The 26,705-nt window shown below is 60.3% G+C and carries 24 protein-coding genes; 10 read left to right on the forward strand and 14 right to left on the reverse strand.

Annotation, left to right across the window (positions count from 1 at the left end):
• Positions 1–70: 70 nt before the first annotated feature.
• Positions 71–721 (reverse strand): 23S rRNA (uridine(2552)-2'-O)-methyltransferase RlmE, encoded by a 651-nt coding sequence (gene rlmE / locus AC19YT_RS18595; RefSeq protein ID WP_095105886.1) that lies wholly within the window; start codon positions 719–721, stop codon positions 71–73.
• A gap of 106 nt (positions 722–827) precedes the next feature.
• On the opposite strand from rlmE, the gene AC19YT_RS18600 reads away from it, so the two are divergent.
• Positions 828–1,136 (forward strand): YhbY family RNA-binding protein, encoded by a 309-nt coding sequence (locus AC19YT_RS18600; protein ID WP_095105884.1) that lies wholly within the window; start codon positions 828–830, stop codon positions 1,134–1,136.
• 7 nt (positions 1,137–1,143) lie between these two features.
• Here the strand turns inward: AC19YT_RS18600 and AC19YT_RS18605 are convergent, their stop codons facing one another.
• The 8 genes from AC19YT_RS18605 to grpE form a co-directional block, all read right to left on the reverse strand.
• Positions 1,144–1,548 (reverse strand): MFS transporter, encoded by a 405-nt coding sequence (locus tag AC19YT_RS18605; RefSeq protein ID WP_095105882.1) that lies wholly within the window; start codon positions 1,546–1,548, stop codon positions 1,144–1,146.
• Positions 1,549–1,576: 28 nt separating this feature from the next.
• Positions 1,577–2,053 (reverse strand): transcription elongation factor GreA, encoded by a 477-nt coding sequence (gene greA / locus AC19YT_RS18610; protein WP_095106997.1) that lies wholly within the window; start codon positions 2,051–2,053, stop codon positions 1,577–1,579.
• A 2-nt stretch (positions 2,054–2,055) separates the two neighbouring features.
• Positions 2,056–5,277, reverse strand: a complete 3,222-nt coding sequence (gene carB / locus AC19YT_RS18615) for a carbamoyl-phosphate synthase large subunit (RefSeq protein ID WP_500598579.1) — start codon at positions 5,275–5,277, stop codon at positions 2,056–2,058.
• A gap of 135 nt (positions 5,278–5,412) precedes the next feature.
• Complete coding sequence (gene carA / locus AC19YT_RS18620) at positions 5,413–6,549, reverse strand: glutamine-hydrolyzing carbamoyl-phosphate synthase small subunit (protein WP_095105878.1); 1,137 nt, start codon at positions 6,547–6,549, stop codon at positions 5,413–5,415.
• Between the two features lie 259 nt (positions 6,550–6,808).
• Positions 6,809–7,615: a 4-hydroxy-tetrahydrodipicolinate reductase gene (gene dapB / locus AC19YT_RS18625; protein ID WP_095105876.1), complete on the reverse strand. Its 807-nt coding sequence runs from the start codon at positions 7,613–7,615 to the stop codon at positions 6,809–6,811.
• Positions 7,616–7,625: 10 nt separating this feature from the next.
• On the reverse strand, positions 7,626–8,750 hold the full coding sequence (gene dnaJ / locus AC19YT_RS18630) for a molecular chaperone DnaJ (RefSeq protein ID WP_500598582.1): 1,125 nt from the start codon (positions 8,748–8,750) through the stop codon (positions 7,626–7,628).
• Between the two features lie 323 nt (positions 8,751–9,073).
• Positions 9,074–10,993: a molecular chaperone DnaK gene (gene dnaK / locus AC19YT_RS18635; RefSeq protein ID WP_500598583.1), complete on the reverse strand. Its 1,920-nt coding sequence runs from the start codon at positions 10,991–10,993 to the stop codon at positions 9,074–9,076.
• Positions 10,994–11,095: 102 nt separating this feature from the next.
• Positions 11,096–11,665: a nucleotide exchange factor GrpE gene (grpE, locus tag AC19YT_RS18640; protein WP_095105870.1), complete on the reverse strand. Its 570-nt coding sequence runs from the start codon at positions 11,663–11,665 to the stop codon at positions 11,096–11,098.
• Positions 11,666–11,913: 248 nt separating this feature from the next.
• On the opposite strand from grpE, the gene recN reads away from it, so the two are divergent.
• On the forward strand, positions 11,914–13,587 hold the full coding sequence (gene recN / locus AC19YT_RS18645) for a DNA repair protein RecN (protein WP_500610784.1): 1,674 nt from the start codon (positions 11,914–11,916) through the stop codon (positions 13,585–13,587).
• 72 nt (positions 13,588–13,659) lie between these two features.
• Here the strand turns inward: recN and fur are convergent, their stop codons facing one another.
• Complete coding sequence (gene fur / locus AC19YT_RS18650; protein ID WP_003197684.1) at positions 13,660–14,064, reverse strand: ferric iron uptake transcriptional regulator; 405 nt, start codon at positions 14,062–14,064, stop codon at positions 13,660–13,662.
• Positions 14,065–14,161: 97 nt separating this feature from the next.
• Between fur and AC19YT_RS18655 the strand changes: the two genes are divergently transcribed.
• A complete protein-coding gene (locus AC19YT_RS18655) occupies positions 14,162–14,689 on the forward strand; it encodes an outer membrane protein assembly factor BamE (protein WP_095105866.1) in 528 nt (175 codons plus the stop codon).
• 55 nt (positions 14,690–14,744) lie between these two features.
• Here AC19YT_RS18655 and AC19YT_RS18660 read toward each other — a convergent pair whose 3' ends face one another.
• Genes AC19YT_RS18660 through AC19YT_RS18670 form a run of 3 tightly spaced genes read right to left on the reverse strand, consistent with a single transcriptional unit; the run spans position 14,745 to position 16,897 of the window.
• Positions 14,745–15,059, reverse strand: coding sequence for an RnfH family protein (locus AC19YT_RS18660; protein ID WP_095105864.1), 315 nt, complete (start codon positions 15,057–15,059; stop codon positions 14,745–14,747).
• A complete protein-coding gene (locus AC19YT_RS18665) occupies positions 15,052–15,486 on the reverse strand; it encodes a type II toxin-antitoxin system RatA family toxin (protein ID WP_500598589.1) in 435 nt (144 codons plus the stop codon). Before AC19YT_RS18665 ends, AC19YT_RS18660 begins: the two co-directional genes overlap by 8 nt.
• 7 nt (positions 15,487–15,493) lie before the next feature.
• Positions 15,494–16,897 (reverse strand): sodium-dependent transporter, encoded by a 1,404-nt coding sequence (locus tag AC19YT_RS18670; protein ID WP_500610785.1) that lies wholly within the window; start codon positions 16,895–16,897, stop codon positions 15,494–15,496.
• Between the two features lie 115 nt (positions 16,898–17,012).
• On the opposite strand from AC19YT_RS18670, the gene smpB reads away from it, so the two are divergent.
• Positions 17,013–17,495: an SsrA-binding protein SmpB gene (smpB, locus tag AC19YT_RS18675; RefSeq protein WP_095105858.1), complete on the forward strand. Its 483-nt coding sequence runs from the start codon at positions 17,013–17,015 to the stop codon at positions 17,493–17,495.
• 45 nt (positions 17,496–17,540) lie between these two features.
• Here the strand turns inward: smpB and AC19YT_RS18680 are convergent, their stop codons facing one another.
• The gene (locus AC19YT_RS18680; protein WP_500610786.1) at positions 17,541–18,311 is read right to left on the reverse strand and encodes a GntR family transcriptional regulator; all 771 of its coding nucleotides are present in this window, start codon (positions 18,309–18,311) and stop codon (positions 17,541–17,543) included.
• A gap of 262 nt (positions 18,312–18,573) precedes the next feature.
• Between AC19YT_RS18680 and AC19YT_RS18685 the strand changes: the two genes are divergently transcribed.
• The 6 genes from AC19YT_RS18685 to AC19YT_RS18710 all read left to right on the forward strand — a co-directional run bounded on the left by AC19YT_RS18685 (position 18,574) and on the right by AC19YT_RS18710 (position 26,640).
• Complete coding sequence (locus tag AC19YT_RS18685) at positions 18,574–20,268, forward strand: lactate permease LctP family transporter (RefSeq protein WP_095105854.1); 1,695 nt, start codon at positions 18,574–18,576, stop codon at positions 20,266–20,268.
• Between the two features lie 154 nt (positions 20,269–20,422).
• Entirely contained in the window at positions 20,423–21,247 is an 825-nt protein-coding gene (locus AC19YT_RS18690; RefSeq protein ID WP_500598593.1) for a (Fe-S)-binding protein, read from the forward strand.
• Positions 21,244–22,698, forward strand: coding sequence for a LutB/LldF family L-lactate oxidation iron-sulfur protein (locus AC19YT_RS18695; RefSeq protein WP_500610787.1), 1,455 nt, complete (start codon positions 21,244–21,246; stop codon positions 22,696–22,698). The genes AC19YT_RS18690 and AC19YT_RS18695 overlap by 4 nt, the downstream gene beginning before the upstream one ends.
• Positions 22,698–23,369 (forward strand): LutC/YkgG family protein, encoded by a 672-nt coding sequence (locus AC19YT_RS18700; protein ID WP_095105849.1) that lies wholly within the window; start codon positions 22,698–22,700, stop codon positions 23,367–23,369. Before AC19YT_RS18695 ends, AC19YT_RS18700 begins: the two co-directional genes overlap by 1 nt.
• Positions 23,366–26,176, forward strand: a complete 2,811-nt coding sequence (locus AC19YT_RS18705; protein ID WP_500610788.1) for an FAD-binding and (Fe-S)-binding domain-containing protein — start codon at positions 23,366–23,368, stop codon at positions 26,174–26,176. Before AC19YT_RS18700 ends, AC19YT_RS18705 begins: the two co-directional genes overlap by 4 nt.
• A gap of 191 nt (positions 26,177–26,367) precedes the next feature.
• Positions 26,368–26,640, forward strand: coding sequence for a PA2433 domain-containing protein (locus AC19YT_RS18710; protein ID WP_095105846.1), 273 nt, complete (start codon positions 26,368–26,370; stop codon positions 26,638–26,640).
• Positions 26,641–26,705: the final 65 nt, after the last annotated feature.

Genomic DNA, 26,705 nt, shown 5'->3' on the forward strand with positions numbered 1-26,705 from the left:
TGAAACTTTGACTACAAGATATTCGTAAAGCTTCGTGACGAAAGCGACACAAAAAAACCTATCGGCTCACTCAAAGACGCTCATCGCTGGCAGCGCCTTCTATCCCACGAAAACCGCGCCCCAGCAAATACTGCTCGCGGGAACGGTCACGCGATGAGATCGGCTTGCGCATCTGAACCTTGTCGAACAGTTTGCGGATGTCCTTGTGGTATTGATCGAAGCCTTCACCTTGGAAAACCTTGATTAAAAAATCACCACCTGGACGCAGTACCCGCCCCGCCAAGTCCAATGCCAATTCGCAGAGGAACATCGCACGCGGCATATCTACAGCAGCCAATCCACTCATATTGGGGGCCATATCGGAAATCACAAGGTCTACCTGCGTATTTCCGACCGCTTCCAGGATTTGCGCCAGCACCGCATCTTCGGTGAAGTCGCCCTGAATGAAGGTCACATCGGGAATACTGTCCATTTCCAGGATGTCGGAGGCGATCAAGCGGCCCTGACCGCCAATCAGACGACTGGTCACCTGGGACCAACCGCCGGGCGCCGCCCCCAGATCAATAACGGTCATGCCTGGGCGGATCAAGCGGTCTCGCTCCTGGATCTCCAGCAATTTGTAGCTTGCGCGGGAACGGTATCCATCTTTTTGCGCCATTTTGACGTAGGGATCGTTGAAATGCTCTTTCAGCCAGTTATGGCTAGTCTTGGAACGGGCCACGGGCCACCTCTAAAAATAAATCGGGTCGTGATTAACTGGGCGGTCCCGGACTCGCTCGGGTAAACTGGCCGCCGCTTTTTACAAGATCAGACGCAGGGGTCAGATTATGCCGCTCACTCAAGAGCAGAAGAAACAGTACAAATCCATTGGCCACCATCTGAAACCAGTTTTGACTGTGGCTGACAACGGTTTGACTGAAGGTGTGTTAGCCGAACTCGAACGCGCCCTAGGCGATCACGAGTTAATCAAGATCAAACTCAACATCCTGGATCGCGAAGCGCGCCTGGCTGCCATTGCAGAACTCTGCAAGGCCGGCAAGGCTGACCTGGTCCAGGTCATCGGCAAGATGGCGTTGATTTATCGCAAGAACTTCAGCGCCAACAAGCAGCTGTCGAACGTGCATCGCTTCAAGTAAAAAAGAGTCAAGGGTGTGCTTCGCGCACCCTGCCACTCCACCCAGGCACGGGTTGCATCACCAGTACCAGCCCGCTGATGCCAAGCACAAGATAGTTCAATAACTGCCAGCGCAATGCATCCGGCAGCATCAACTGCACAATGAAGTACATCACGCTCGCATAAACAGCGACCAGCAGCATTTGCCCGCGAACATCCCGCCACAAGCCCGGCAGCCCCAGCACTTGCGTCAGCACCAAAATCTGGAAACACACGCACGCCGCTGAAAAACCAACCAGCAGCGTGCTCAGGGAACGTGAGATTTCATCTATCAGCAGCGGTGCCAGGCCGACTCGATCCAGCACCGGCAGCACGCCAAGATAGAGCAGCCAGAGGCCACCGACCCATAGCATCTGGGTCAATTGCCAAAGCATGGCGCCGGCCTGGAGCAGGCGCCCGCCTTCAGATGTGACGAACTTCGACAATCTCGTACTCGATCACACCGCTGGGTGTTTTGACAGCGACTACATCGCCCTCTTCCTTGGCGATCAACGCCCGAGCCAGAGGCGATCCGACAGAGATCTTGCCGAGCTTGAAGTCCGCTTCATCTTCACCAACGATCTGGTAGGTGACGCGCTCGTCAGTCTCGACGTTGGCGATTTCGACAGTTGTACCGAAAATCACCTTGCCGGTGTGAGGAATGGTCGTAACGTCGATGATGACCGCATTCTGCATACGACCTTCGATGTCACGAATCCGCGCCTCGACCATCCCCTGCTGCTCGCGGGCAGCGTGGTACTCAGCGTTTTCCTTCAGGTCACCCAACTCGCGGGCCGTACCGATGTCCTGGCTGAGCTTGGGACGGACGACCTTGGTCAGGTGAGCGTGCTCTTCTTCCAGGGCGCGAGCGCCCTGAACAGTCATGGGGTACTTGGTTATGCTCATGCCTTCAATCCTGCGTGTAGATCCTGCAAGCGACGCACGGTCTTTTCCGGACCGAACTTGAGCGCTTCGCAGATGGCTTCGCCAGCAGCAATGGTGGTGGTGCAGTAGATCTTGTGCTGCAGAGCGTTGCGACGAATGGAATAGGAGTCAGCAATCGACTGACGCCCTTCTGTGGTGTTGATAATCAGGGTCACTTCGTCGTTCTTAATCATGTCGACCACGTGCGGACGACCTTCGGTCACCTTGTTCACGCGGCGCACTTTCAGGCCGGCCGCCTCGATCAACTTGGCAGTACCGGCGGTAGCGACTACATCGAAGCCCAGGCTGATAAGGTCACGGGCCACACCCGCCACCAGCGGCTTGTCGTCGTCACGCACACTGATGAAGGCAGTACCACCAGTGGGCAACACTTCACTGGCGCCCATCTGGGCCTTGGCGAAGGCTTCGCCGAAGGTATCGCCAACGCCCATCACTTCACCGGTGGACTTCATCTCCGGGCCGAGGATCGGATCGACTCCAGGGAATTTGGCGAATGGGAACACCGCCTCTTTCACACTGTAGAAGTTCGGAATGATTTCCTTGGTGAAGCCGATTTCCTTCAGGGTTTTACCTGCCATCACACGAGCGGCGATCATGGCCAGGGAAACACCGATGCACTTGGACACAAACGGCACGGTACGCGAGGCGCGCGGGTTGACTTCGATGACGTAGATGTCTTCGCCCTGCAGCGCCAATTGCACGTTCATCAGGCCGACAACGCCTAGTTCCAGGGCCATTTTCTTGACCTGCTCGCGCATTTCGTCCTGGATGTGGGCGGGCAGCGAGTACGGAGGCAGCGAGCAGGCGGAGTCACCGGAGTGAACGCCCGCCTGTTCGATGTGCTGCATGATCGCGCCGATCACCACGTCGGTGCCGTCGCAGACAGCGTCTACGTCCATTTCGATGGCGCAATTGAGGAAGTGATCCAGCAGCACCGGGCTGTCGTTGGACACTTGTACCGCTTCGCGCAGGTAACGCTTGAGTTCTTCTTCTTCGTAGACGATTTCCATCGCCCGACCGCCCAATACGTAGGACGGACGCACCACCAGCGGGTAGCCGATCTTGCTGGCTGCACGGATGGCTTCGTCTTCGCTGCGCACGGTGGCATTCGGCGGCTGGCGTAGGTTCAGGCGTTCAACCATTTGCTGGAAACGCTCGCGGTCTTCGGCACGGTCGATGGCATCCGGGCTGGTACCGATAATCGGCACGCCGGCTTCTTCCAGGGCACGGGCCAATTTCAATGGCGTCTGGCCACCATATTGCACGATCACACCCTTGGGCTTCTCGACCCGGACGATTTCCAGCACGTCTTCCAGGGTGACCGATTCAAAGTACAGGCGATCGGACGTGTCGTAGTCAGTGGAAACGGTTTCCGGGTTGCAGTTGACCATGATGGTCTCGTACCCGTCCTGGCGCAGGGCCAGAGCCGCGTGCACACAGCAGTAGTCGAACTCGATACCCTGGCCGATACGGTTCGGCCCGCCACCGAGGATCATGATCTTGTCACGGGTCGATGGGTTGGCTTCGCACTCCTCCTCGTAGGTGGAGTACATGTAAGCGGTGTCAGTGGCGAACTCGGCCGCGCAGGTGTCAACGCGCTTGTAGACCGGGTAGACCTCGAGTTTGTGGCGGTGGCGGCGCAGGCTCTTCTCGGTCACACCCAGCAGCTTGGCCAGGCGCATGTCGGAGAAACCCTTGCGCTTGAGGCGGTACATGGTGTCACGGTCGATGCTGGCCAGGCCCAGGGTCTTGACGCGCTCTTCGTCCTTAATCAGATCTTCGATCTGCACCAGGAACCAAGGGTCGATCATGTTCATGGCGAAGATGTCTTCGACGCTCATACCCGCACGGAAGGCATCCGCCACGTACCAGATACGCTCGGCACCCGGCACGGTCAGTTCGCGCTTGAGCACCGCCATGCTTTCCGGATTGCTCAGGTCGAGCTTCGGATCGAGGCCACAGACGCCAACTTCAAGGCCGCGTAGGGCTTTCTGCAGGGATTCCTGGAAGGTCCGGCCGATGGCCATGACTTCGCCCACCGACTTCATTTGCGTGGTCAGGCGAGCGTCAGCCTTAGGGAATTTCTCGAAGGCAAAGCGCGGCAACTTGGTAACAACGTAGTCGATGGACGGCTCGAAGGACGCCGGGGTCTTGCCGCCGGTGATTTCGTTCTGCAACTCATCGAGGGTGTAGCCGATGGCCAGCTTGGCGGCGACCCGGGCAATCGGGAAACCAGTGGCCTTGGAGGCCAGGGCCGAAGAACGGGATACCCGCGGGTTCATCTCGATCACGACCATGCGGCCAGTGGTCGGGCAAATGCCGAACTGGACGTTGGAGCCGCCGGTTTCCACGCCGATCTCGCGCAGTACCGCCAGGGAGGCGTTACGCAGGATCTGGTATTCCTTGTCCGTCAGGGTCTGGGCCGGTGCCACGGTGATCGAGTCACCGGTGTGCACGCCCATCGGATCGAAGTTTTCGATTGAGCAGACGATGATGCAGTTGTCCTTTTTATCGCGGACAACTTCCATTTCGTACTCTTTCCAACCGATCAGCGATTCGTCGATCAGCAGTTCCTTGGTGGGCGACAGGTCCAGGCCACGGGTGCAGATTTCTTCGAACTCTTCGCGGTTGTACGCGATGCCACCGCCGGTGCCGCCCATGGTGAAGGACGGACGGATGATGCACGGGAAGCCAAGCTTCTCCAGCACCGCGTTGGCCTCTTCCATGGTGTGGGCGATGCCGGAGCGCGGGCAGGCCAGGCCGATGGATTTCATGGCCTTGTCAAAGCGCGAACGGTCTTCAGCCTTGTCGATGGTGTCGGCATTGGCGCCGATCATTTCCACACCGAACTTCTCCAGGACGCCTTCGCGCTCCAGATCCAGGGCACAGTTCAACGCAGTCTGACCGCCCATGGTCGGCAGCAGTGCGTCCGGGCGTTCCTTTTCGATGATCTTGGCGACGGTTTGCCACTTGATCGGCTCGATGTAGGTGGCATCGGCCATGTCCGGGTCGGTCATGATGGTGGCCGGGTTGGAGTTCACCAGGATGACGCGGTAACCCTCTTCGCGCAGGGCCTTGCAGGCCTGGGCGCCGGAGTAGTCGAATTCACAGGCCTGGCCGATAACGATCGGGCCAGCACCGAGAATCAGGATGCTTTTTATGTCTGTACGTTTTGGCATGGGTTGTCACTCAATCCGCAGGTCCGACGGCATTCCCGAAGGAGGAACCGCCTTAAACAGTCTTTGAAGAACCTGCCGGGGCCGCCGGTTGCACCGGGGCCGCCCGCAGGCGCTTCGCTACATCAAGGCCAGCCGTTAGCGGCGCTTGGCCATTTCGTTGATGAAGCGGTCGAACAACGGCGCCACATCATTCGGACCCGGGCTGGCTTCAGGGTGCCCCTGGAAGCTGAACGCGCTCTTGTCAGTGCGCTCGATGCCTTGAAGGGTGCCGTCGAACAACGACTTGTGGATCGCCCGGACATTGGCCGGCAGCGTGGTTTCATCCACCGCGAAGCCGTGGTTCTGGCTGGTAATCATCACCACGCCCGTGTCCAGGTCCTGGACCGGGTGGTTGGCACCGTGATGACCATGGCCCATTTTCAGAGTCTTGGCGCCAGACGCCAGGGCCAGCAGTTGGTGGCCGAGGCAGATGCCGAAGACCGGGATATCGGTTTCCAGCACAGCCTTGATCGCAGTGATCGCGTAGTCGCAAGGCTCAGGATCACCCGGGCCGTTGGACAGGAACACGCCATCCGGGTTAAGCGCCAGCACATCGGCCGCAGGGGTTTGGGCCGGTACCACGGTCACGCGGCAACCGCGCTCGACCAGCATGCGCAGGATGTTCACCTTGACGCCGTAGTCGTAGGCCACAACGTGGTAAGGCAACTCGGAGGCCTCGATGGTGGCGTGGCTGTCGGTTTTCAGGTCCCAGACCGTGGAGCGCCACTCGTACTGCTTGGTGGTGCTGACGACTTTCGCCAGGTCCATGCCCTTGAGACCAGGGAAACCCCGGGCCGCAGCGATGGCGGCTTCTTCACTGATATTGTCGCCGGCCATGATGCAGCCGTTCTGTGCGCCTTTCTCACGCAGGATGCGGGTCAGGCGGCGGGTGTCGATACCGGCGATTGCCACCACGTTGTTGGCTTTCAGGTAATCGGACAGGGGCATCGTGCTACGCCAGTTGCTCGCAACCAGCGGCAAATCGCGGATCACCAGGCCGGCCGACCAGACGCGATCCGACTCGGCATCTTCAGGCGTGGTGCCCGTGTTGCCGATGTGCGGGTAGGTCAGGGTAACGATCTGTTGGGCATAGGAAGGATCGGTAAGGATTTCCTGATAGCCGGTCATTGCGGTGTTGAACACCACCTCACCAACGGTTTGACCGTCGGCTCCAATGGCTTCGCCGCGAAAAATGCTGCCATCAGCAAGGGCGAGTATGGCTGGCTTAGTCAAGAAGACCTCCCGTAAATAAAGCCTGAAAGGGCGATCGCAGGTTGCAAAAAAGCGGAGTGACGTATGGACACGTCACCCCGCTTTTTCACTGAATTATTCTGCGCGCTTTTAGTGGACACACTAAAGCTGTAGCTTACAGAAAAAGGCCTTTTTGGTCCACCGCTAAAGAGCCTTAAAGGCAGAGGAATGCGACAGAACATCGCTTAGCGGTTGAAAACGGGGCCCAAGCCTAAAGGTAGAGCCCCGTTTTAGCTACATCTCAACGAAGTTCGAGCACATCCTGCATGTCATATAGGCCAGCCTCGCGCCCTTGCAGCCACAACGCCGCACGTACGGCGCCCTTGGCGAAGGTCATACGGCTCGACGCCTTGTGGGTGATTTCCAGACGCTCGCCCTCAGTGGCGAACAGCACCGTGTGATCCCCCACCACATCACCTCCACGCACCGTGGCGAAACCGATGGTTTCGCGCTCGCGCTCGCCGGTGTGGCCTTCGCGGCCGTACACCGCCACCTTGGCAAGGTCACGCCCCAGCGCATCGGCGATCACTTCGCCCATGCGTAACGCGGTGCCTGAAGGCGCGTCGATCTTGTGCCGGTGATGGGCTTCGATGATCTCGATATCCGCATCGTCACCCATGACTCGCGCCGCCATGTCGAGCAACTTCAACGACAGGTTGACGCCAACACTGAAGTTGGCGGCGAACACAATCGCAATGTCCTTGCCCGCCTCGGCCAGTACTTGCTTCTGCGCTGCGTCCAAGCCTGTGGTGCCGATCACCATGGCTTTACCTGCCTGACGGCAGACTTCCAGGTTTTTCAGCATCACCGAGGGCAGCGTGAAGTCGATCAGGACGTCGAATTCGTCTACCACGCTTTCCAAGTTGCCGCACAGCGGTACGCCGATGCGGCCAAGGGAAACCAGCTCACCAGCATCGGCGCCGACCAGCGAACCGCCCGGGCGCACGATGGCGGCCGTCAAGCCGCACTGTGGCGCGCGCTGCTGCACCGCTTCGATCAGGTTCTTGCCCATGCGCCCGGCAGCGCCCATTACAGCTATACGTCGCATGCGCCGCTCCTTACAGATCACCGAAGAAGCGCTTCACGCCTTCGAACCAGCCTGTGGTTTTGGGCGAGTGGGTGTTGTCGTCCGCAAGGGAACCGCGCAGCTCTTCGAGCAATTCGCGCTGACGACGGCTCAGGTTGACCGGCGTCTCGACCGCAACACGGCACATCAAGTCACCCGCGCCACCACCACGCACCGGCGCCACGCCTTTGCCGCGCACACGGAACTGCTTGCCGGTTTGCGTACCTTCCGGGATTTTCAGCTTCACTCGGCCGTCCAGAGTCGGGATCTCCAACTCGCCACCCAGGGCCGCATCGACAAAACTGATCGGCACTTCACAGAACAGGTGCTTGCCGTCGCGCTGGAAAATTGCGTGTTCGCAGACATTGATGACCACATACAGGTCACCCGTCGGCCCGCCCTGGGCGCCCGCCTCGCCTTCGCCGGAGAGGCGGATGCGGTCGCCGGTATCGACACCCGCGGGCACCTTGACCGACAACGTCTTGTACTCTTCGACGCGGCCTTCGCCGTGGCAGGAGTCGCACGGATCAGAAATGATCTTGCCCTGGCCATGGCAACGCGGGCAGGTCTGCTGCACCGAGAAGAAACCCTGCTGCATGCGAACCTGGCCGATGCCGCCGCAGGTCGGGCAGGTGATTGGCGAAGAACCTTTCTTCGCACCCGAGCCGTCGCATGGCTTGCAGTTAACCAGCGTGGGCACACGGATGTTGACGGTGGTACCGCGCACCGCCTCTTCCAGGTTCAGCTCCAGGGTGTAGCGCAGGTCACTGCCGCGCTGGGCGCCGCCACGGGAACCGCCGCGAGCGCCACCAAAGAAATCGCTGAACACATCACCGAAGATGTCGGAGAAATTCTGGCCGCCAAAACCAGCACCGCCGCCGCCCATGCTCGGATCGACGCCCGCATGGCCGTACTGGTCATACGCGGCGCGCTTGTTGGGATCACACAGGCATTCATAGGCCTCGTTGGCCTCTTTGAACAGATCTTCGGATTCTTTGCTATCCGGATTACGGTCCGGGTGGTGCTTCATCGCCAGACGGCGGTAAGCCTTTTTCAGCTCCGCTTCGCTGGAGCCGCGCTCCACACCCAATACTTCGTAATAGTCACGTTTTGCCATAAGTCTTTGCACTCTTAAGGACGTTCGGCAAACCCCTCCTGAGCTTCGCCAAACTCGTTGAGCCCCAATACAGGCCCGGACCCAACTCACGTCAATTCAACGATCCTGGTCTTTTGATTTTTCAGCCAGGAACCCGGCCAAAAACGCGATGACTGCCGCCCGGAAAGCAGGAGCATTCCCGATCGCACCGCCAGCATCCGAACGAAGTCGCATACCGTGAAAATTCACTTGCTCCAGACACGCCAACGCGGGAGCAAGCTCCCGCGCGGCGCCATCCTACCAGCCACCGCTTGAATGCAGTTAACCGGCCGACCAACAACTAATTACTTGTGGTCTTTTACTTCTTCAAACTCAGCGTCGACAACGTCGTCAGCTTTTTCAGCCGCCGGCTCGCCTTGCGGTGCCGCGCCATCAGCTGGCTTGGCTTGTTCGGCGTACATCTTCTGGGCCACTGGCGCAGAGACCTTCGACAGTTCTTCAACCTTGGCTTCGATGGCAGCCTTGTCGTCGCCTTTGACGGCGGCTTCCAGGGCAACCACTGCCGCTTCGATGGCTGTCTTCTCTTCGTCAGTCACCTTGTCGCCAGCATCAGCGATCATTTTGCGCGTGGAGTGAACCAACGCATCGCCCTGGTTGCGGGCACTGGCCAGCTCTTCAAACTTACGGTCTTCTTCGGCGTTGATTTCAGCATCACGAACCATTTGCTGAATCTCGTCCTCGGACAGACCCGAGTTGGCCTTGATGACGATCGACTGAGTCTTGCCGGTCGCCTTGTCCTTGGCACCTACGTGCAGGATGCCGTTGGCGTCGATGTCGAAGGTCACTTCGATTTGCGGCACGCCACGGGGTGCTGGCGGAATCTCGGCCAGGTCGAACTTGCCCAGCGACTTGTTCTGCGCCGCTTGCTTACGCTCGCCTTGCAGCACGTGAATGGTCACTGCGCCCTGGTTGTCGTCGGCCGTCGAGAACACTTGCGATTTCTTGGTAGGAATCGTGGTGTTTTTCTCAATCAGCGCGGTCATCACGCCACCCATGGTTTCGATACCCAGGGTCAGCGGGCTGACGTCGAGCAGCAGCACGTCTTTCACGTCACCGGCCAGTACCGCACCCTGGATTGCAGCGCCCATGGCAACGGCTTCGTCCGGGTTCACGTCCTTGCGTGCTTCTTTGCCGAAGAAGTCGGTTACCAGTTTCTGTACCAACGGCATACGGGTCTGGCCGCCGACCAGGATCACGTCGTTGATCGCACCAACGTCGATACCGGCGTCTTTCAGGGCAATGCGGCAAGGCTCGATAGTGCGCTGCACCAGGTCTTCGACCAAGGCTTCCAACTTGGCGCGAGAAATCTTCACGTTCAAGTGCTTAGGACCGGTGGCGTCTGCCGTGATGTACGGCAGGTTGACGTCGGTCGACTGGCTCGAAGACAGCTCGATCTTGGCTTTTTCCGCAGCCTCTTTCAGGCGCTGCATCGCCAGCGGGTCACCTTTAAGGTTCATGCCGCTTTCTTTCTTGAATTCGTCGACGAGGTAGTCGATCAGACGAATGTCAAAGTCTTCACCACCCAGGAACGTGTCGCCGTTGGTAGCCAGTACTTCGAATTGGTGCTCGCCATCGACTTCGGCGATTTCGATCACGGAAACGTCGAAAGTACCGCCGCCCAGGTCATAAACGATCACGGTGTGATCGCCTTTTGCCTTATCCATACCGTAGGCCAGAGCGGCCGCGGTAGGCTCGTTGATGATCCGTTTAACGTCCAGGCCCGCGATGCGGCCGGCGTCTTTAGTGGCCTGACGCTGGCTGTCGTTGAAGTACGCCGGAACGGTGATAACCGCTTCGGTCACCGCTTCGCCAAGATAGTCTTCAGCGGTTTTCTTCATCTTTTTCAAGATTTCAGCCGAGATTTGTGGCGGTGCCATTTTCTGGCCGTTCACTTCAACCCAGGCGTCGGCATTGTCAGCCTTGACGATCTTGTAAGGGACCATCTGAATATCTTTCTGTACAACTTCTTCGTCGAAACGACGACCGATCAGACGCTTCACCGCATAGAGGGTGTTGTGCGGATTGGTCACGGCCTGACGCTTGGCCGATTGGCCGACCAGGATTTCACCGTCGTTGGCGTAGGCAACGATCGACGGCGTGGTGCGCGCGCCTTCGGCGTTCTCAATAACTTTAGCCTTGCCGTTTTCCAGCACGGAGACGCAGGAGTTGGTGGTCCCCAGGTCGATACCGATAATTTTGCCCATGTTCACTCTCCCGAAACTTTGGATTTGGTTGCCGCAGCAGTGGTGGCTATCTGCGGTAGCACTTAAACGCTTGACTTATAAATGGGGGCCTTACGGCTAATTTCAAGCCTGCTCGTCAATCGAGGGTGCAACAGCGGCAGGCGCCTTGCTGACCACGACCATTGCCGGACGCAACAAGCGGCCGTTGAGCTGGTAACCCTTCTGGAATGCGGCGACCACGCTGTTAGGCTCAAGGTCGGCATTCTCTTGAATCGACATCGCCTGGTGGCAATCGGCATTGAACGGCTCGCCGCACTGCGGGTCGATGGCTTCCAACTGATAACGCTTGAGGGTGTCCTCGAACATTTTCAGGGTCAGCTCAATGCCTTCGCGCATCGGACGGATACTCTCGTCGTCCGGATTAGACAACTGCAGGCCACGCTCCAGGCTGTCGATGATCGGCAACAGGTCGCGCGCAAACTTCTCCAGCGCAAACTTGTGGGCCTTTTCTACATCCAGATCGGCGCGACGCAGAACATTCTGCAGCTCGGCGGCGGTGCGCTTGGTTTGATCCTGCGCACCGGCCAGTTGCTCCTCGAGCGCTTGCACACGAGCCCCGAGATCCTCGTTGGAATCCTGGGAAGCCTGATTGGCATCTGGATTTTGCGTATCCAGCGTCTGTTCGTCAGCCATAGATTTCTCCTCTCAATTTCGTCTGCGAGCTCGACTCGCACTTCTGTCCCGGTATATGGGGCCGCATTTTCCAGGTTCAAGGGCCGCGGGCCGGCAAAACCCATTTCCCTGCGAAATATCAGGCTATTCAAATTCCTACTCGCACTAAAGATGCGTCGATAACGAGAAAAACGAGCTAAGCGCCGGGATTGTCACACCCGAATAAAACACTGTATAAATAACCAGACAAAACACCCGGGAGCCTCCCTATGCTGGTCCACCTGTCTGTCCATAACTACGCCATCGTTGAACATCTCGATCTAGAACTCGATCGTGGGATGAGCGTAATCACAGGCGAAACCGGTGCCGGGAAATCGATCATGCTCGATGCCCTGGGCCTGACTCTGGGCGACCGCGCCGATAGCGGTGTGGTTCGTCCAGGCGCGGACAAAGCCGACATCCTCGCAACCTTCGACCTGAGCGACATCCCGGAAGCCAGCGCCTGGCTGGCCGAGCGCGACCTGGACTGCGACGGCCCCTGCATCCTGCGCCGGGTCATTACCGCCGAAGGCCGCTCACGCGGCTACATCAACGGCACGCCCTGCCCTTTGGGCGACCTCAAGGCCCTCGGCGAACTGCTGATCGACATTCATAGCCAGCATGAACATCAATCCCTGCTGAAAACCGACACCCACCGTCGCTTGCTCGACGAATACGCGAGCGCCACCGACCTGGCCCGTCAGGTACACCTTGCCGCCCAGCGCTGGCGCCAGACCCGCCAAGAGCTGGAACACCTTTCCAACTCCGGCGACGAACAGCGTGCACGCCATCAACTGCTCAGCTACCAACTCGAAGAGCTGGAAAATCTGGGCCTTGGCGAGAACGAACTGGAGCAATTGGAGCAGGAACACAAAAACCTGACCAACGCCGAGACGGTGCTGGGGATCTGCCGGCAGGTCGTGGAACAATGCAGCGAAAGCGATTCCGGCAATGTGCTCAACGCACTCACCGCCAGCCTCAACCGTCTCTCCAGCGTAAACAACAGCAGCGGCGCTCTGGGCGAGGCCACCAGCCTGCTGACCAGCGCACAAATCCAGGTGGAAGAGGCTGTTGGCGAACTCAATCGTTTCCTCGATCATTTCGATGCCGACCCGGCACGCCTCCAGTACCTTGAGGAGCGCTTGGACGCGATCTACACCCTGGCGCGCAAACACCGCATCCAGCCCGCAGACGTGGCGCAAATGCAGCAAAAATTTCTGGATGAAATCGAAACCCTGAACGCCAACGATGAATCTATCGAACGGTTGCGCGAAGAACTGACGTCGTATGCCCGCCACTACCAAGAAAAAGCCCGCGACCTGAGCGATCTACGCCAAGGTGCAGCCTCTGGCCTGGCGTGCGCAGTAGAAGCAGAAATCCAGCGTCTGGGCATGCCCGGTGGGCGCTTCACCATTGAACTGCGACCCAATACCGGCACCGAGCTGTTGCCCCATGGCTTGGAGCAAGTCGAACTACTGGTCAGCGCCAACCCCGGGCAGCCTCTCAAGGCCCTGGCTAAAGTGGCCTCGGGTGGAGAGTTGTCACGGATCAGCCTGGCCATTCAGGTGATTACCGCCCAAACCTCCCGTGTGCCGACACTCGTGTTCGATGAAGTCGACGTGGGTATCGGCGGCCCCACGGCGGAAATCGTCGGGCAATTGCTGCGGCGCCTGGGTGAACGCGGCCAGGTGCTGACAGTGACGCACCTGCCACAAGTGGCCTCCCAGGGCCATCAGCACCTATTTGTCCACAAGGTGCGCGGCGACGATGCGACCCACACCGCCGTATCCAAACTAAGCAAAAATGAACGCGTAGAAGAAGTTGCGCGGATGCTCGGCGGCATCGACCTGACCAAGGAATCCCTGGCTCACGCCAAGAAAATGGTAGTCACTGCAAAAAACTGAGTACGCCACAAAGCACGAAGGCGACCCTTGGGTCGCCTTCGCTCGTTTCGCGGACAACACCGCGCGACATGCTTACTTTTTCTTGCGTACGTACAGCACCAGATTGTGGTCAACCATCTCGAAACCGTACTTATCGACGATGGCTTTTTGCAGCCTCTCGATTTCTTCGTCGAAGAATTCGATGACTTCACTGGTCTCGACGTTGACCATATGGTCGTGATGCTTGCCGTCATCGAGTTCAAATACCGCGTGGCCGCCATCGAAGTTATGACGGACCACCAGGCCTGCCGCTTCGAATTGGGTCAGTACACGGTAAACCGTGGCCAGACCGACATCCTCTCCAGCTTCCATCAGCGCCTTGTAAACATCTTCGGCACTCATGTGACGCTGCTCGGCGGAATCGAGCATTTGTAGAATTTTGACCCGTGGCAGGGTCACTTTAAGGCCGGCTTTACGTAGTTCGCTATTTTCAACCATGGTCAGCTTTCTCGCGATGCTGCTTCGCAGCTTCTCTTAATACGGGTATGATCGGCGTTTACGTTGTCCCAGCCAAGATAGTGGAAGTCGCCCACCGATGCAAAACACCAAGCTCTTGCTAACCAGTTTCACCTTTGTGGGACTGCTCGCACTCGCCGGTTGTTCATTCCCCGGGGTTTACAAAATCGACATCCAGCAGGGCAATGTCGTCACGCAGGACATGATAGACCAGTTACGCCCGGGAATGACCCGCCGGCAAGTACGGTTTATTATGGGCAACCCTCTGCTGACAGACACATTCCATGCCGATCGCTGGGATTACTTGTATAGCCTGCAGCCCGGAGGCGGTGAGCGCCAACAGGAGCGCGTCAGCGTTATCTTCAACGCCAACGATCAACTCGTGAGCCTTTCCGGTGACTTCATGCCGGGCGTGAGCCGTGACGAAGCGATCCTGGGCAAAGACAGCGCCACGACCGTGACCGATCCGGCGCAGAACGCCGAGAAGGCAAAACCAGAAAAACCGGTCAAGCCGGGTTCTCTGCTGGACAAGATCCAGAAGGATGTCGACGGTGTAGAAACTGTTCCAGTCCCGACGCCAGAGCCACTGGATACCTCGCCGCAATAATCGGCCAGATAACAAAAAACCCGGCATGCCGGGTTTTTTGTTGCACACCAAAAAGCTAGAGCCCCATCGCCTTGGCCTGCGCAGCTTTGGCCGCCCTCAAGCGTCGCACCTCTTTAGGATCGGCCAGAAGCGGGCGATAAATTTCGATCCGATCGCCCTCCTCGATCAAGCGGGCCTGCGGGTCTGCCACCACTTTGCCAAAGATCCCGACTTGGCAATGCTCCAGATCCAACTTCGGAAACTGCGCCGCAACACCCGACTCACGCAACGCTGCCCGCACACTCGTGCCATGCGCAACGCGAGCCTTGAGCAAAACCTGACGCTCGGGCTCGGCATAGACCACCTCGTACTCGATCAATGGCTCAACCATGCATCTGCTTGGCGCGCTGGCAAAACGCGTCCACCAGGGTGTTAGCCGCCTGATTGAACAAAGGCCCCAGCGTGGCACGCACGATGGGTCCGGCGTAATCAAAAGACAGGTCCAGGCTGATCTTGCAGGCTTTCTCCCCCAGCGGCTTGAACACCCAGATGCCGTGGAGCTGGTTGAACGGCCCTTCTTCCAGGTTCATTTCAATCGAATGCCCCGGCACCAGGGTGTTCTTGGTGACGAAGTGCTGGCTGAGCCCGCCCTTAGCCACGCCGACACTGGCGCGCATATGCTCGTCACTGGCTTCAAGCACCTGGGCAGACGAGCACCAGGGTAAAAACTCCGGGTAACGCGCCACATCATTGACCAGGTCATAGAGGGCTTGTGCCGGATAGGGCAACAGGGCCGAACGTTGGATATGGGTCGTCATGTCAGCGTCACTTCCACAGCTGGGCGGCAAATACTACGAGGATGCCGATGGGCGCCACATAGCGCATCAAAAACAAGGTCAGAGCAAACAGGGCCGGGCTGCGCATCGACAATTCATCACGCACGGCCTCGCGCCCCATCACCCACCCGGCAAACATCACGAAACAGAGTCCGCCAAGGGGCAACATGATGCGCGATGTAAAGAAATCGATCACCCCAAAGAAGTCCAGACCATTTGCCGCACCCCATTGGTAGAGATGAAAGCCGGCGCCATCGTTCACGAAAAACTTGGCCTGCTTCCAGATATTGAAAGAAAACACCGTCCCCAAACCGACGAACCAGCAACTGAATGACAGCCAGAACGTGACCCAGCCACGGCGAACCCCGCTGCGCTCCACCAGGTACGCCACCATGGGTTCGAGCAGGGAAATGGCCGAACTCCAGGCCGCTACCGCCACGAGAACGAAAAACACCAGCCCCATTAATTGGCCGAACAGGACATTGCCGAAGGCGAACGGCAGGCTGACAAACATCAGCCCCGGCCCTTCGCTGGGGTTCAAGCCCGCGGCGAACACGATCGGGAACAGCGCCAACCCGGCCAGCAGCGACACAAAGGTGTCCAGCAAGGCAACACCAACGATGGTCGCCGAGATTGAAGATTGTTTCGGCATATAGGCGCCGTAAATCATGATCGAGCCAACGCCCACGCTCAGGGAAAAGAACGCATGGCCCATGGCGGGCAGCAAACCATCGAGGAGTTTTTCCGGGCGAAAGTCGAACATGAAATGCACACCGTCCATGAAATGCCCGGTGGTCAAGCTGTACACCAGTAGAATCACCAGCATCACGAACAGCAACGGCATCATGATCCGCAGGCTGCGCTCCAGGCCCGCGACCACGCCCTTGGCGATGACCACGGCCGAGAGCAGCATAAACAACGTGTGCCACAGCGTCAGGCGCCACGGATCGGCGATGACCTCGGCGAAATGCGCCCCCACCTGCTCTGGGGTCGCGCCCTGAAAATCACCGCGGCCCATATCGATGATGTAATCCAGGGACCAACCGCCCACCACGCTATAGAAGGACAGAATCAGCAGCGCCGTTATCATCCCGGCAAATGCGCCCCAGGACCAACGGGCACTGTGCCCCGCCTCAAGGGCCAAGACCTTCAAGGCATTGGCCGGACTCTGCCGCGCACTGCGCCCGATAAGGGTTTCGGCCAACATCACCGGAACCCCGATCAACGCGATACAGGCCAGAAAGGCCAAGACAAAGGCACCGCCTCCGTACACCCCGACCATGTAGGGGAATTTCCAGATACTGCCCAGGCCTACCGCCGCGCCCGTTGCCGCGAAGATAAACACCCAGCGGCTGGCCCAACCGCCATGGACAGAAACCTTGTCTGTCGACATCCAACACGTCCAGCGTCAAAAAAAGTGGCCGCATTGTCCGGGATTCACACAAGGTGCTCAAGCACGCAGCTTCACCGTAGCCGACTCGCGCGCAACTGCCTATAATGCCGCCCCTATGGCTAAACAGAAGAAACACCCAACAGGGACCATCGCGCAGAATAAAAAGGCGCGTCACGATTACTTCATCGAACAACGGTTCGAGGCTGGTCTGGTCCTGGCCGGCTGGGAAGTAAAAAGTCTGCGGGCGAGCAAGCTCCAACTGGTCGACAGCTATGTGCTGCTCAAGGATGGCGAAGCCTGGCTGCTGGGCAGCCACATCACGCCGCTGACCACCGCCAGCACCCATGTCATTGCCGACCCGGTACGCACGCGCAAGCTGCTGCTCAACGCGCGCGAGCTGGAGAAGCTGGCCGCCGCCGTGCAGCAGAAAGGCTACGCCTGCGTGTGCCTGTCGTGGTACTGGAGCAAGCACCTGGTCAAGTGCGAAATAGCCCTGGGCAAAGGCAAGAAGGAATACGACAAGCGTGATACCGAGCGCGAACGCGATTCCAATCGCGAATTGCAGCGCGCGGTGCGCAACAAAGGCAAGGAAGACTGATTCTCCTGGCCTGAGCCGGCTATCGCGGGCAACCCGCGGTAGCCGTCACTCCATTCCCTTGCGCCGCTCGGCCCGAGCCATGCGCTGTACTTCCTGACGCACCTCTTCCAACACTTCCTGCACATACAGGATGTGGCGGCTCGACACCTCGCGCGCGTCTTCGGCTCGCCCTTCAATAATCGCCAGGTACAGCTCCCGGTGCTGGCTAATCAGCATGTCGCGGGTTTCTGTACGCTGCTTGTACATGCCGCCGATGTTGGTCACTACGTTGCGCTTGAGCAGGTCGAACAGCCCGCGGATGGTGTGCAGCAACACCGCGTTATGGCTGGCCTCGGCAATCGCCAGATGGAATTTTGCATCCGCCGCCCCCTCCTCCAGACGGCTGACATCGTCGCACCGGGCGTAGCAATTCTGTAGCTCTTCAAACGCGGCCGTCAGGCGCTCGCGGTCAACTTGGGTGGCACGCAATGCTGCGTAATAGGCGCAAGAAGCCTCCAAAGTGTGGCGAAATTCCAGAAGATCGCGCTGAGCTTCGGGGTTGCTCTCCAACAAATGCAGTAACGGGTCACTGAACGTCGAGCCCAGGGAATCAACCACATAATTGCCACCACCCTGGCGACTGACCAGCAAGCCCTTGGCCGACAACTTCTGGATTGCCTCACGCAACGACGGGCGCGACACGCCAAATTGCTCGGCCAATGCGCGCTCGGCCGGCAATCGCTCGCCGGACTTGAGCGTGCCCTCCAGAATCATCTCCTCAAGCTGCTCGACAATATCGTCAGACAAACGGCGCTGACGAATCTGATCAAACCCCATAACTCACTTCTCCACGATCCCGGCCACTCGCCGGGGTGTCTATTCTGGCCTATTGGCGCGGCGCCGACACCTGGCAGACACCCTTTGATTTACCCGTGCAGACGCCCGTGCGGGCCGGCATTGGACAAAAGTTTTAGGGCGACAAATTGACACGCCCAGCATAAGGCTTTTAACCTAGCGCCTAGCCATTGTAAATTGGTATGACCAATTATCCAATGCCGCTAATCAGTGCCTGACCAACAACAATTAGGGGCCACCCCATATGCAAACCTGGCAACAGCTGTACAGTCCGCTTGGCAGCCTCGGGCTGTCCGCCCTCGCGGCCGTGATTCCCATCGTTTTCTTCTTCCTGGCCCTGGCCGTGTTCCGCCTCAAAGGACACGTCGCCGGCAGCATCACCTTGGCGCTGTCGATCCTGGTGGCGATCTTCGCGTTCCAGATGCCGGTCGACATGGCGTTCGCCGCCGCCGGTTATGGTTTTGCCTATGGCTTGTGGCCCATCGCGTGGATCATCGTCGCGGCGGTGTTCCTCTACAAACTCACGGTCAAAAGCGGCCAGTTTGAAGTGATCCGCAGCTCCGTGCTGTCGATCACCGATGACCAACGCCTGCAAGTGCTGTTGATCGGCTTCTGCTTCGGCGCGTTCCTCGAAGGCGCGGCCGGTTTCGGTGCGCCGGTGGCCATCACCGCGGCATTGCTGGTGGGCCTGGGCTTCAACCCGTTGTACGCGGCGGGCCTGTGCCTGATCGCCAACACCGCCCCCGTGGCCTTCGGCGCCCTGGGGATTCCGATCATCGTCGCCGGCCAGGTAACGGGCATCGACGCGTTCAAGATCGGCGCCATGACCGGCCGCCAGCTCCCGCTGCTGTCGCTGTTCGTGCCGTTCTGGCTGGTGTTCATGATGGACGGCCTGCGCGGCGTCAAAGAGACCTGGCCTGCCGCCCTGGTGGCTGGCTTGAGCTTCGCCATCACCCAGTACTTCACGTCCAACTTCATTGGCCCGGAACTGCCGGACATCACTTCGGCCCTGGCCAGCCTGATCTCCCTGACACTATTCCTGAAAGTCTGGCAGCCCAAGCGCACCGCAGGCGCGCAGATCGCTGGCGCCACCTCCAGTGTCGCCGTCACCGCCAGCGCCGGTGGTTTCGGCCAGAAGCGCAGCACCGTGGCATCGCCCTACAGCCTGGGAGAAATCTTCAAGGCATGGTCGCCGTTCCTGATCCTCACCGTGCTCGTTACGATCTGGACCCTGAAACCCTTCAAGGCCATGTTTGCCGCCGGCGGTTCGATGTACAGCTGGGTGTTCAACTTCGCCATCCCGCACCTGGACCAGATGGTGGTCAAGGTTGCGCCCATCGTGGCCGCGCCGACCGCCCTCCCAGCGGTGTTCAAGCTCGACCCGATTTCCGCGACCGGCACGGCGATTTTCTTCTCCGCGTTGATTTCGATGCTGGTGCTGAAGATCAATTTCAAAACTGGTCTTACCACTTTGAAAGAAACCTTCTACGAACTGCGCTGGCCGATCCTGTCCATCGGCATGGTGCTGGCCTTCGCGTTCGTGACCAACTACTCCGGCATGTCTTCGACCATGGCCTTGGTGCTGGCCGGTACAGGCGCCGCGTTCCCGTTCTTCTCGCCGTTCCTCGGTTGGCTGGGCGTGTTCCTCACCGGTTCCGATACCTCCTCCAACGCGCTGTTCAGCTCGTTGCAGGCCACCACCGCGCATCAGATCGGCGTCAGCGACACCTTGCTGGTAGCCGCCAACACCAGCGGCGGCGTGACCGGCAAGATGATTTCGCCGCAGTCCATCGCCGTTGCCTGCGCCGCCACCGGCCTGGTGGGCAAAGAGTCGGATCTGTTCCGCTTCACCCTCAAACACAGCCTGTTCTTCGCCACCATCGTCGGCCTGATTACCCTGGCCCAGGCGTACTGGTTCACGGGCATGCTGGTGCACTAAGCGCACCGCGCTTAGGGTAAGCAAGAACGACGCCGGGCAGCGCTCCCGGCGTCAGCAATTCACAACCCGGTCTGCAAGGCTGCTGAAAGCTTGACCCTCTATCTTTCAGCGGCTGCGCCAGACGGATAACCGGGACCACCCGGAGACACGCCTGATGAGCGATCTTTTCTACAACGCCGTGCCGAACGCGACACGCGTCGCCCCGCCCCTGGCCGAACCACGCCAGTACCCTAGCGAGAAACCGGCGCGGGTCTACCTGTTCGGCACCTGTGTGGTGGATCTGTTCTACCCCGAGGCCGGGATGGACGCGATCCACCTGCTTGAACGCGAAGGCATTCGCGTCGAGTACCCGCAAGGGCAAAGCTGCTGCGGGCAGCCGGCCTATACCTCGGGTTACACCGAGCAGGCGCGGCAAGTGGCACGGGCGCAACTGGCGCTGTTTGCCGGGGATTACCCGGTGGTGGTGCCGTCGGGTTCCTGCGCCGGGATGCTGCGCGAACACTATGCCGACCTGTTCAAGGACGAGCCGGACACCCTTGAACAAGTGCAAGCCCTGGCAGCGCGCACTTATGAACTGGCGGAGTTCCTGCTGTTCGTCTGCAAGGTGCGCCTCACGGACAGCGGCGAGCCGGTGAAAGTGGCGCTGCACACCTCGTGCTCGGCACGCCGGGAAATGAACACCCACCTGCACGGGCGCGCGCTGTTGGCGCAACTGGGCAATGTGGAACGGGTAGAACACAGCCACGAAAGCGAGTGCTGTGGCTTTGGCGGGACTTTCAGCGTGCGGATGCCAGACATCAGCGGCGCCATGGTCGCGGACAAGACCCGCGCCCTGCAGGAGTCCGGCGCGCACCAGGTGCTCAGCGCCGATTGCGGTTGCCTGATGAACATCAACGGCGCGCTGGAAAAACAGCAAGCGGCGCTGCGCGGGCAACACCTGGCGAGTTTCCTCTGGCAACGCACCGGAGGTGGCCAATGAGCGCGCCAACACTGATCCCCACCGTCGCCGTGGAAGAGGATTTTCGCGCAAGGGCCCACCAGGCCCTGGGCGATGCGCAACTGCGCGGCAATTTTCGCAGCGCCATGGACTCACTGATGCACAAGCGTGCGGCCTCGTTCAGCGATGCCCACGAACGCGAACACTTACGCGCCCTGGGCAACGCGATCCGCGCCCGGGCATTGTCCAAGTTGCCCGATTTGCTCGAGCAACTGGAACAGAACCTGACCCGCAACGGTGTGACAGTGCACTGGGCGGAAACGGTGGACGAGGCCAACGACCTCGTTCTCTCGATCATCCGCGCTCACGAGGCGCGGCAAGTGATCAAGGGCAAATCGATGGTCAGCGAAGAAATGGAAATGAACCATGTCTTGGCTGAACAGGGCATTGAATGCCTGGAATCGGACATGGGCGAGTTCATCGTCCAGCTCGACCACGAGAAGCCTTCCCACATCATTATGCCGGCGATCCACAAGAACGCCGGTCAGGTCGCGTCCTTGTTCCACGACAAACTTGGCGTGGAATACACCAAGGACGTTGACCAACTTATTCAGATCGGGCGCAAGGTCTTGCGCCAGAAGTTCTTCGAAGCGGACATCGGCGTCTCCGGCGTCAACTTCGCCGTGGCCGAAACCGGCACCCTGCTGCTGGTGGAAAACGAAGGCAACGGCCGCATGTCCACCACCGTGCCGCCCGTGCACATTGCCGTGACCGGTATCGAAAAAGTCGTGGAAAACCTGCGCGACGTAGTGCCGCTGCTGTCGCTGTTGACCCGCTCGGCCCTGGGCCAGCCGATCACCACCTACGTCAACATGATCTCCGGCCCGCGCCAGCCCCACGAACTGGACGGCCCGCAAGAGGTGCACCTGGTGCTGCTGGACAACGGCCGCAGCCAGGCCTTTGCCGACAGCGAACTGCGCCAGACCCTCAACTGCATCCGCTGCGGCGCGTGCATGAACCACTGCCCGGTGTACACCCGCATCGGCGGCCACGCCTATGGCGAGGTCTACCCCGGCCCGATCGGCAAGATCATCACCCCGCACATGGTCGGCCTGGCGAAAGTCCCCGACCACCCCAGCGCCTCGTCGCTGTGCGGCGCCTGCGGCGAAGTGTGCCCGGTGAAGATCCCGATCCCGGCGCTACTGCGGCGCCTGCGCGAAGAAAACGTCAAGGCCCCGAACGCCCCCGGGCAAGTGATGCGCGGCCAGGGCAGCAAGTATTCGCGCAAGGAACGCTTTATCTGGAACACCTGGGCGCGGCTGCACAGCTCACCGGCCCTGTACCGCTTGTTCAGCTTCGGCGCCACGCGCCTGCGTGCCCTGGTGCCCGCCAACGTCGGCCCCTGGACGCAAAACCACAGCGCGCCGAAACCCGCCGCCCGTTCACTGCACGACCTGGCCCGCGAACACCTGGCCAAGCAGGGAGACCGTTGATGAGCGCCAAACAGAACATCCTCGCCAAGTTACGCCACAGCCTCACCGGCACCACGCCTGTGGCCGACAACTTCGACGAAGCCCTGGTGACCGAGCCCTACACCTACGCGCCGGAGCAGCGCATCCCGCAGTTGCGCAAGTTGATGGAGGCGGTGCACACCGAAATCCACCTCAGCACCGAGCAGGATTGGCCCACGCTGCTGGCGCGCCTGCTGCACAACCGCCAGTTGCCCAGCCTGCTGATCGCCCCGACTACGCCCCATGGCCAGCGCGTGACCGCGCACTGGGCGCAAAACCCGGGGCTGCCGACCCTCAAGGCCTACGACCGCCCGGTGGAAGCGTGGAAAGCCGAACTGTTCAACAACACCCCGGCCAGCCTCACCTCCACCCTGGGGGCGATTGCCGCCACCGGTAGCCTGATCCTGTGGCCCACCCGCGAAGAACCGCGGTTGATGAGCCTGGTGCCGCCGGTGCATTTCGCCCTGCTCAAGGCCAGCCAAATCCGCGACAACTTCTATCAGGTACAACGCGAATTCAACTGGGCCGCCGGCATGCCGACCAATGCGCTGCTGGTCTCCGGCCCGTCGAAAACCGCTGACATCGAACAAGTACTGGCCTACGGCGCCCATGGCCCCAAAGACCTGGTGGTACTGATCCTGGAGGACCAATGAGCCTACCGGCCGCATTCCTGCGCGATGCGCAGCAACTGATCCCGCCTGAGCGCCGCTTCGACGACCCGCTCTCCACCCTGGCCTTCGGCACCGACGCCAGTTTCTATCGCTTGATCCCCAAACTGGTGGTGCGCGTCGAGTCCGAAGACGAAGTGGTCGCCCTGCTGCAATTGGCGCGCCGCGACCAGGTGCCGGTGACCTTCCGCGCCGCCGGCACCAGCCTCTCGGGCCAAGCCATCAGCGCCTCGGTGCTGATCGTGCTGGGGGATAACTGGAATGGCCGCGAGATCCGTGGCCAAGGCACGCAAATCCGCCTGCAACCAGGGGTGATCGGCGCCCAGGCCAACGCCTGGCTGGCACCCTACGGGCGCAAGATCGGCCCGGACCCGGCGTCGATCAACGCTTGCAAGATCGGCGGCATCGTCGCCAACAACGCCAGCGGCATGTGCTGTGGCACCGCGCAAAACACCTACCACACCCTGGCCGGCATTCGCCTGGTGCTGGCCGACGGCAGCCGCCTCGACACCGAGGACGCCAACAGCGTCGCCGCGTTCCGCCATAGCCACGCCGAACTGCTCGAACGCCTGGCCACCCTGGGCCGCGAGACCCGCGCCAACCCGCAACTGGCGGCCAAGATCCGCCACAAATACCGCCTCAAGAACACCACCGGCCTGTCCCTCAATGCCCTGGTGGATTTCGACGAGCCTGTGGATATCTTGAGCCACCTGCTGGTGGGTTCCGAAGGCACCCTGGGCTTTATCAGCGCGGTGACCTACGACACCGTAGTCGACCACCCGAACAAGGCCTCGGCGCTGATCGTCTTCCCCGATGTGGAAACCTGCTGCAACGCCGTCACCGTGCTCAAGCAGCAACCGGTTTCGGCGGTGGAGCTGCTCGACCGCCGCAGCCTGCGCTCAGTGCAGGACAAGCCCGGCATGCCGGCGTTCGTGCAGCAACTGTCGGCCAACGCCTGCGCGCTGCTGATCGAATCGCGCGCCGCGTCCTCTACCCTGCTCCACGAGCAACTGGCGCAGATCATGGCCTCCCTGGCCGGTTTCGCCGTGGAGAAGCAAGTCGATTTCACTGAAGACCCGGTGGAAAACGCTCGCCTGTGGGCCATCCGCAAAGACACCTTCCCCGCCGTCGGCGCGGTGCGTAAAACCGGCACCACGGTCATCATCGAAGACGTGACCTTCCCGGTGGAACAACTGGCCATCGGCGTGAATCGCCTGATCGAACTGTTCGACAAACACCACTACGACGAGGCGATCCTGTTTGGCCATGCCCTGGAGGGCAACCTGCACTTCGTCTTCACCCAGGGTTTTAACAGCGCCGAGGAAGTCGCCCGCTACCAGGCCTTTATGGACGACGTGGCGCAACTGGTGGCCGTGGAATTCGGCGGCTCACTCAAGGCCGAACACGGCACCGGGCGCAACATGGCACCGTTCGTCGAGCTGGAATGGGGCAGCGACGCCTATCAACTGATGTGGCAACTCAAACGCCTGCTCGACCCCCACGCCATCCTCAACCCGGACGTGGTGCTCAGCGACGATCCGCAAATCCACCTCAAGCACCTCAAACCGCTACCGGCGGCCGACGAGCTTGTGGATAAGTGCATCGAGTGCGGCTTCTGCGAGCCAGTGTGCCCGTCCAAAGGGCTGACCCTCAGCCCGCGCCAACGCATCGTCATTTGGCGCGATATCCAGGCGAAAAAGCGCGCCGGCGTCGACACCACGGAGCTGGAAGCGGCCTACCGCTACCACGGCCTCGACACTTGCGCCGCCACCGGTTTGTGCGCGCAACGCTGCCCGGTGGGCATCAACACCGGCGACCTGGTGAAAAAGCTGCGCGCCCGCGATGCCGATCACGGCAAGACCGCCGATTGGCTGGGCAATCACTTCGCCACGACCCTACAAGGCGTGCGCTTCACCCTGCATGCCGCCAACGGCGCGCGCATGCTGCTGGGGGCGCCGCGCCTGGCGAAGTTCTCGGCGGCGCTGACGCGGCTGTCCAAAGGCAAAGTGCCGCAATGGAGCGGTGCCATGCCCCAACCGGAACGGGCGGTGCGCTTCAGCCCGCCACTCACCGATGCGCGGCCGCGGGTGGTGTACCTGGCGGCCTGCGTGTCGCGGGTGATGGGCCCGGCGGCGAGCGACCGCGAGCAAATGTCGCTGTACGACAAGACCCGAGGCCTGCTGGAAAAGGCCGGCTACCAAGTGGTCGCCCCCGAAAACCAGGACAGCCTGTGCTGCGGCCAACCTTTCGCCTCCAAGGGCTACGCCGAACAGGCCGAGCACAAGCGCCAGGAACTCATCGGCGCGTTACTGCACGCCAGCCGTGGCGGCCTCGACCCGATCTACTGCGACACCAGCCCCTGCACCCTGCGCCTGATCCAAGACCTGGGCGACACACGCCTGGACCTCTACGACCCGGTGCGCTTCATCCGCACTCACCTGATGGAACGCCTGGACTTCACCCCCCAGGACGCCCCCATCGCCGTGCATGTCACCTGCAGCACCCAGCACCTGGGCGAAAGCCAGGCGCTGATCGACCTGGCGCGCCGGTGCAGTAACAACGTGGTCATCCCCGAGGGCATCCACTGCTGCGGCTTCGCCGGCGACAAGGGCTTCACCACCCCCGAACTCAACGCCCACGCCCTACGCAGCCTCAAGGACGCCGTGCAGCAATGCGACGAAGGCATCTCCACCAGCCGCACCTGCGAAATCGGCCTGAGCCTGCACGGCGGCATCGACTACCACGGTTTGGTCTACCTGGTGGACCGTGTCACCCAGCCGCGGGCAACCTGACCCACCGCCAAAAACGTTGGGAGAGGGCCGGGGCGGCTCTCTCCTAAAGCGCTTTGACCCACGCGAAAAAAAAAACGAATTCCTGAGCATGTCTATAGTCACTTGCTTAGACCCCTTTGACAGGGGCCTATACCAACTCGGCTGACCGCCCCCATTGGCAGCACCGAGACCCTCAGCTCAAGGAGATACCCATGAAGCGTTCCGCACTGGCTGGACTGTTCATTACTGCTGCGATGCTGGCCTCACCGGTGTTTGCTGCCGAAGATTTGTGCGCGATCAACCTGCAGAAAATCAGCGATGCCAAGGTCAGTACCGGCGAAATGCCCGAAGACCTGAAAAACACCATCGACAAAGCCGAAAGCGAGGCTAAGGCAGCTCAAGCTGCCGGTAACAAGGATGAGTGCATTTCGCTCACCACCCAGGCGATCCAGGAAATTGCCAACAACAACAAGGGCGGTAAATAAGCCTGGCACGCTCTAGGCCAACCTTCGGGTTGGCCTTCTGTCCCGCGTTGGCGTACACTGCCGCT

This window comes from Pseudomonas sp. MF08875, assembly GCF_059862525.1.

Excerpts from the sequence above, each read along its gene's own strand:
- AC19YT_RS18600 (WP_095105884.1), top strand. The coding sequence starts at position 828 with ATGCCGCTCACTCAAGAGCAGAAGAAACAGTACAAATCCATTGGCCAC.
- AC19YT_RS18605 (WP_095105882.1), bottom strand. The coding sequence starts at position 1,548 with ATGCTTTGGCAATTGACCCAGATGCTATGGGTCGGTGGCCTCTGGCTG.
- carB (WP_500598579.1), bottom strand. The coding sequence starts at position 5,277 with ATGCCAAAACGTACAGACATAAAAAGCATCCTGATTCTCGGTGCTGGC.
- dapB (WP_095105876.1), bottom strand. The coding sequence starts at position 7,615 with ATGCGACGTATAGCTGTAATGGGCGCTGCCGGGCGCATGGGCAAGAAC.
- dnaJ (WP_500598582.1), bottom strand. The coding sequence starts at position 8,750 with ATGGCAAAACGTGACTATTACGAAGTATTGGGTGTGGAGCGCGGCTCC.
- dnaK (WP_500598583.1), bottom strand. The coding sequence starts at position 10,993 with ATGGGCAAAATTATCGGTATCGACCTGGGGACCACCAACTCCTGCGTC.
- grpE (WP_095105870.1), bottom strand. The coding sequence starts at position 11,665 with ATGGCTGACGAACAGACGCTGGATACGCAAAATCCAGATGCCAATCAG.
- recN (WP_500610784.1), top strand. The coding sequence starts at position 11,914 with ATGCTGGTCCACCTGTCTGTCCATAACTACGCCATCGTTGAACATCTC.
- fur (WP_003197684.1), bottom strand. The coding sequence starts at position 14,064 with ATGGTTGAAAATAGCGAACTACGTAAAGCCGGCCTTAAAGTGACCCTG.
- AC19YT_RS18655 (WP_095105866.1), top strand. The coding sequence starts at position 14,162 with ATGCAAAACACCAAGCTCTTGCTAACCAGTTTCACCTTTGTGGGACTG.
- AC19YT_RS18660 (WP_095105864.1), bottom strand. The coding sequence starts at position 15,059 with ATGGTTGAGCCATTGATCGAGTACGAGGTGGTCTATGCCGAGCCCGAG.
- AC19YT_RS18665 (WP_500598589.1), bottom strand. The coding sequence starts at position 15,486 with ATGACGACCCATATCCAACGTTCGGCCCTGTTGCCCTATCCGGCACAA.
- AC19YT_RS18670 (WP_500610785.1), bottom strand. The coding sequence starts at position 16,897 with ATGTCGACAGACAAGGTTTCTGTCCATGGCGGTTGGGCCAGCCGCTGG.
- smpB (WP_095105858.1), top strand. The coding sequence starts at position 17,013 with ATGGCTAAACAGAAGAAACACCCAACAGGGACCATCGCGCAGAATAAA.
- AC19YT_RS18680 (WP_500610786.1), bottom strand. The coding sequence starts at position 18,311 with ATGGGGTTTGATCAGATTCGTCAGCGCCGTTTGTCTGACGATATTGTC.
- AC19YT_RS18685 (WP_095105854.1), top strand. The coding sequence starts at position 18,574 with ATGCAAACCTGGCAACAGCTGTACAGTCCGCTTGGCAGCCTCGGGCTG.
- AC19YT_RS18690 (WP_500598593.1), top strand. The coding sequence starts at position 20,423 with ATGAGCGATCTTTTCTACAACGCCGTGCCGAACGCGACACGCGTCGCC.
- AC19YT_RS18695 (WP_500610787.1), top strand. The coding sequence starts at position 21,244 with ATGAGCGCGCCAACACTGATCCCCACCGTCGCCGTGGAAGAGGATTTT.
- AC19YT_RS18700 (WP_095105849.1), top strand. The coding sequence starts at position 22,698 with ATGAGCGCCAAACAGAACATCCTCGCCAAGTTACGCCACAGCCTCACC.
- AC19YT_RS18705 (WP_500610788.1), top strand. The coding sequence starts at position 23,366 with ATGAGCCTACCGGCCGCATTCCTGCGCGATGCGCAGCAACTGATCCCG.
- AC19YT_RS18710 (WP_095105846.1), top strand. The coding sequence starts at position 26,368 with ATGAAGCGTTCCGCACTGGCTGGACTGTTCATTACTGCTGCGATGCTG.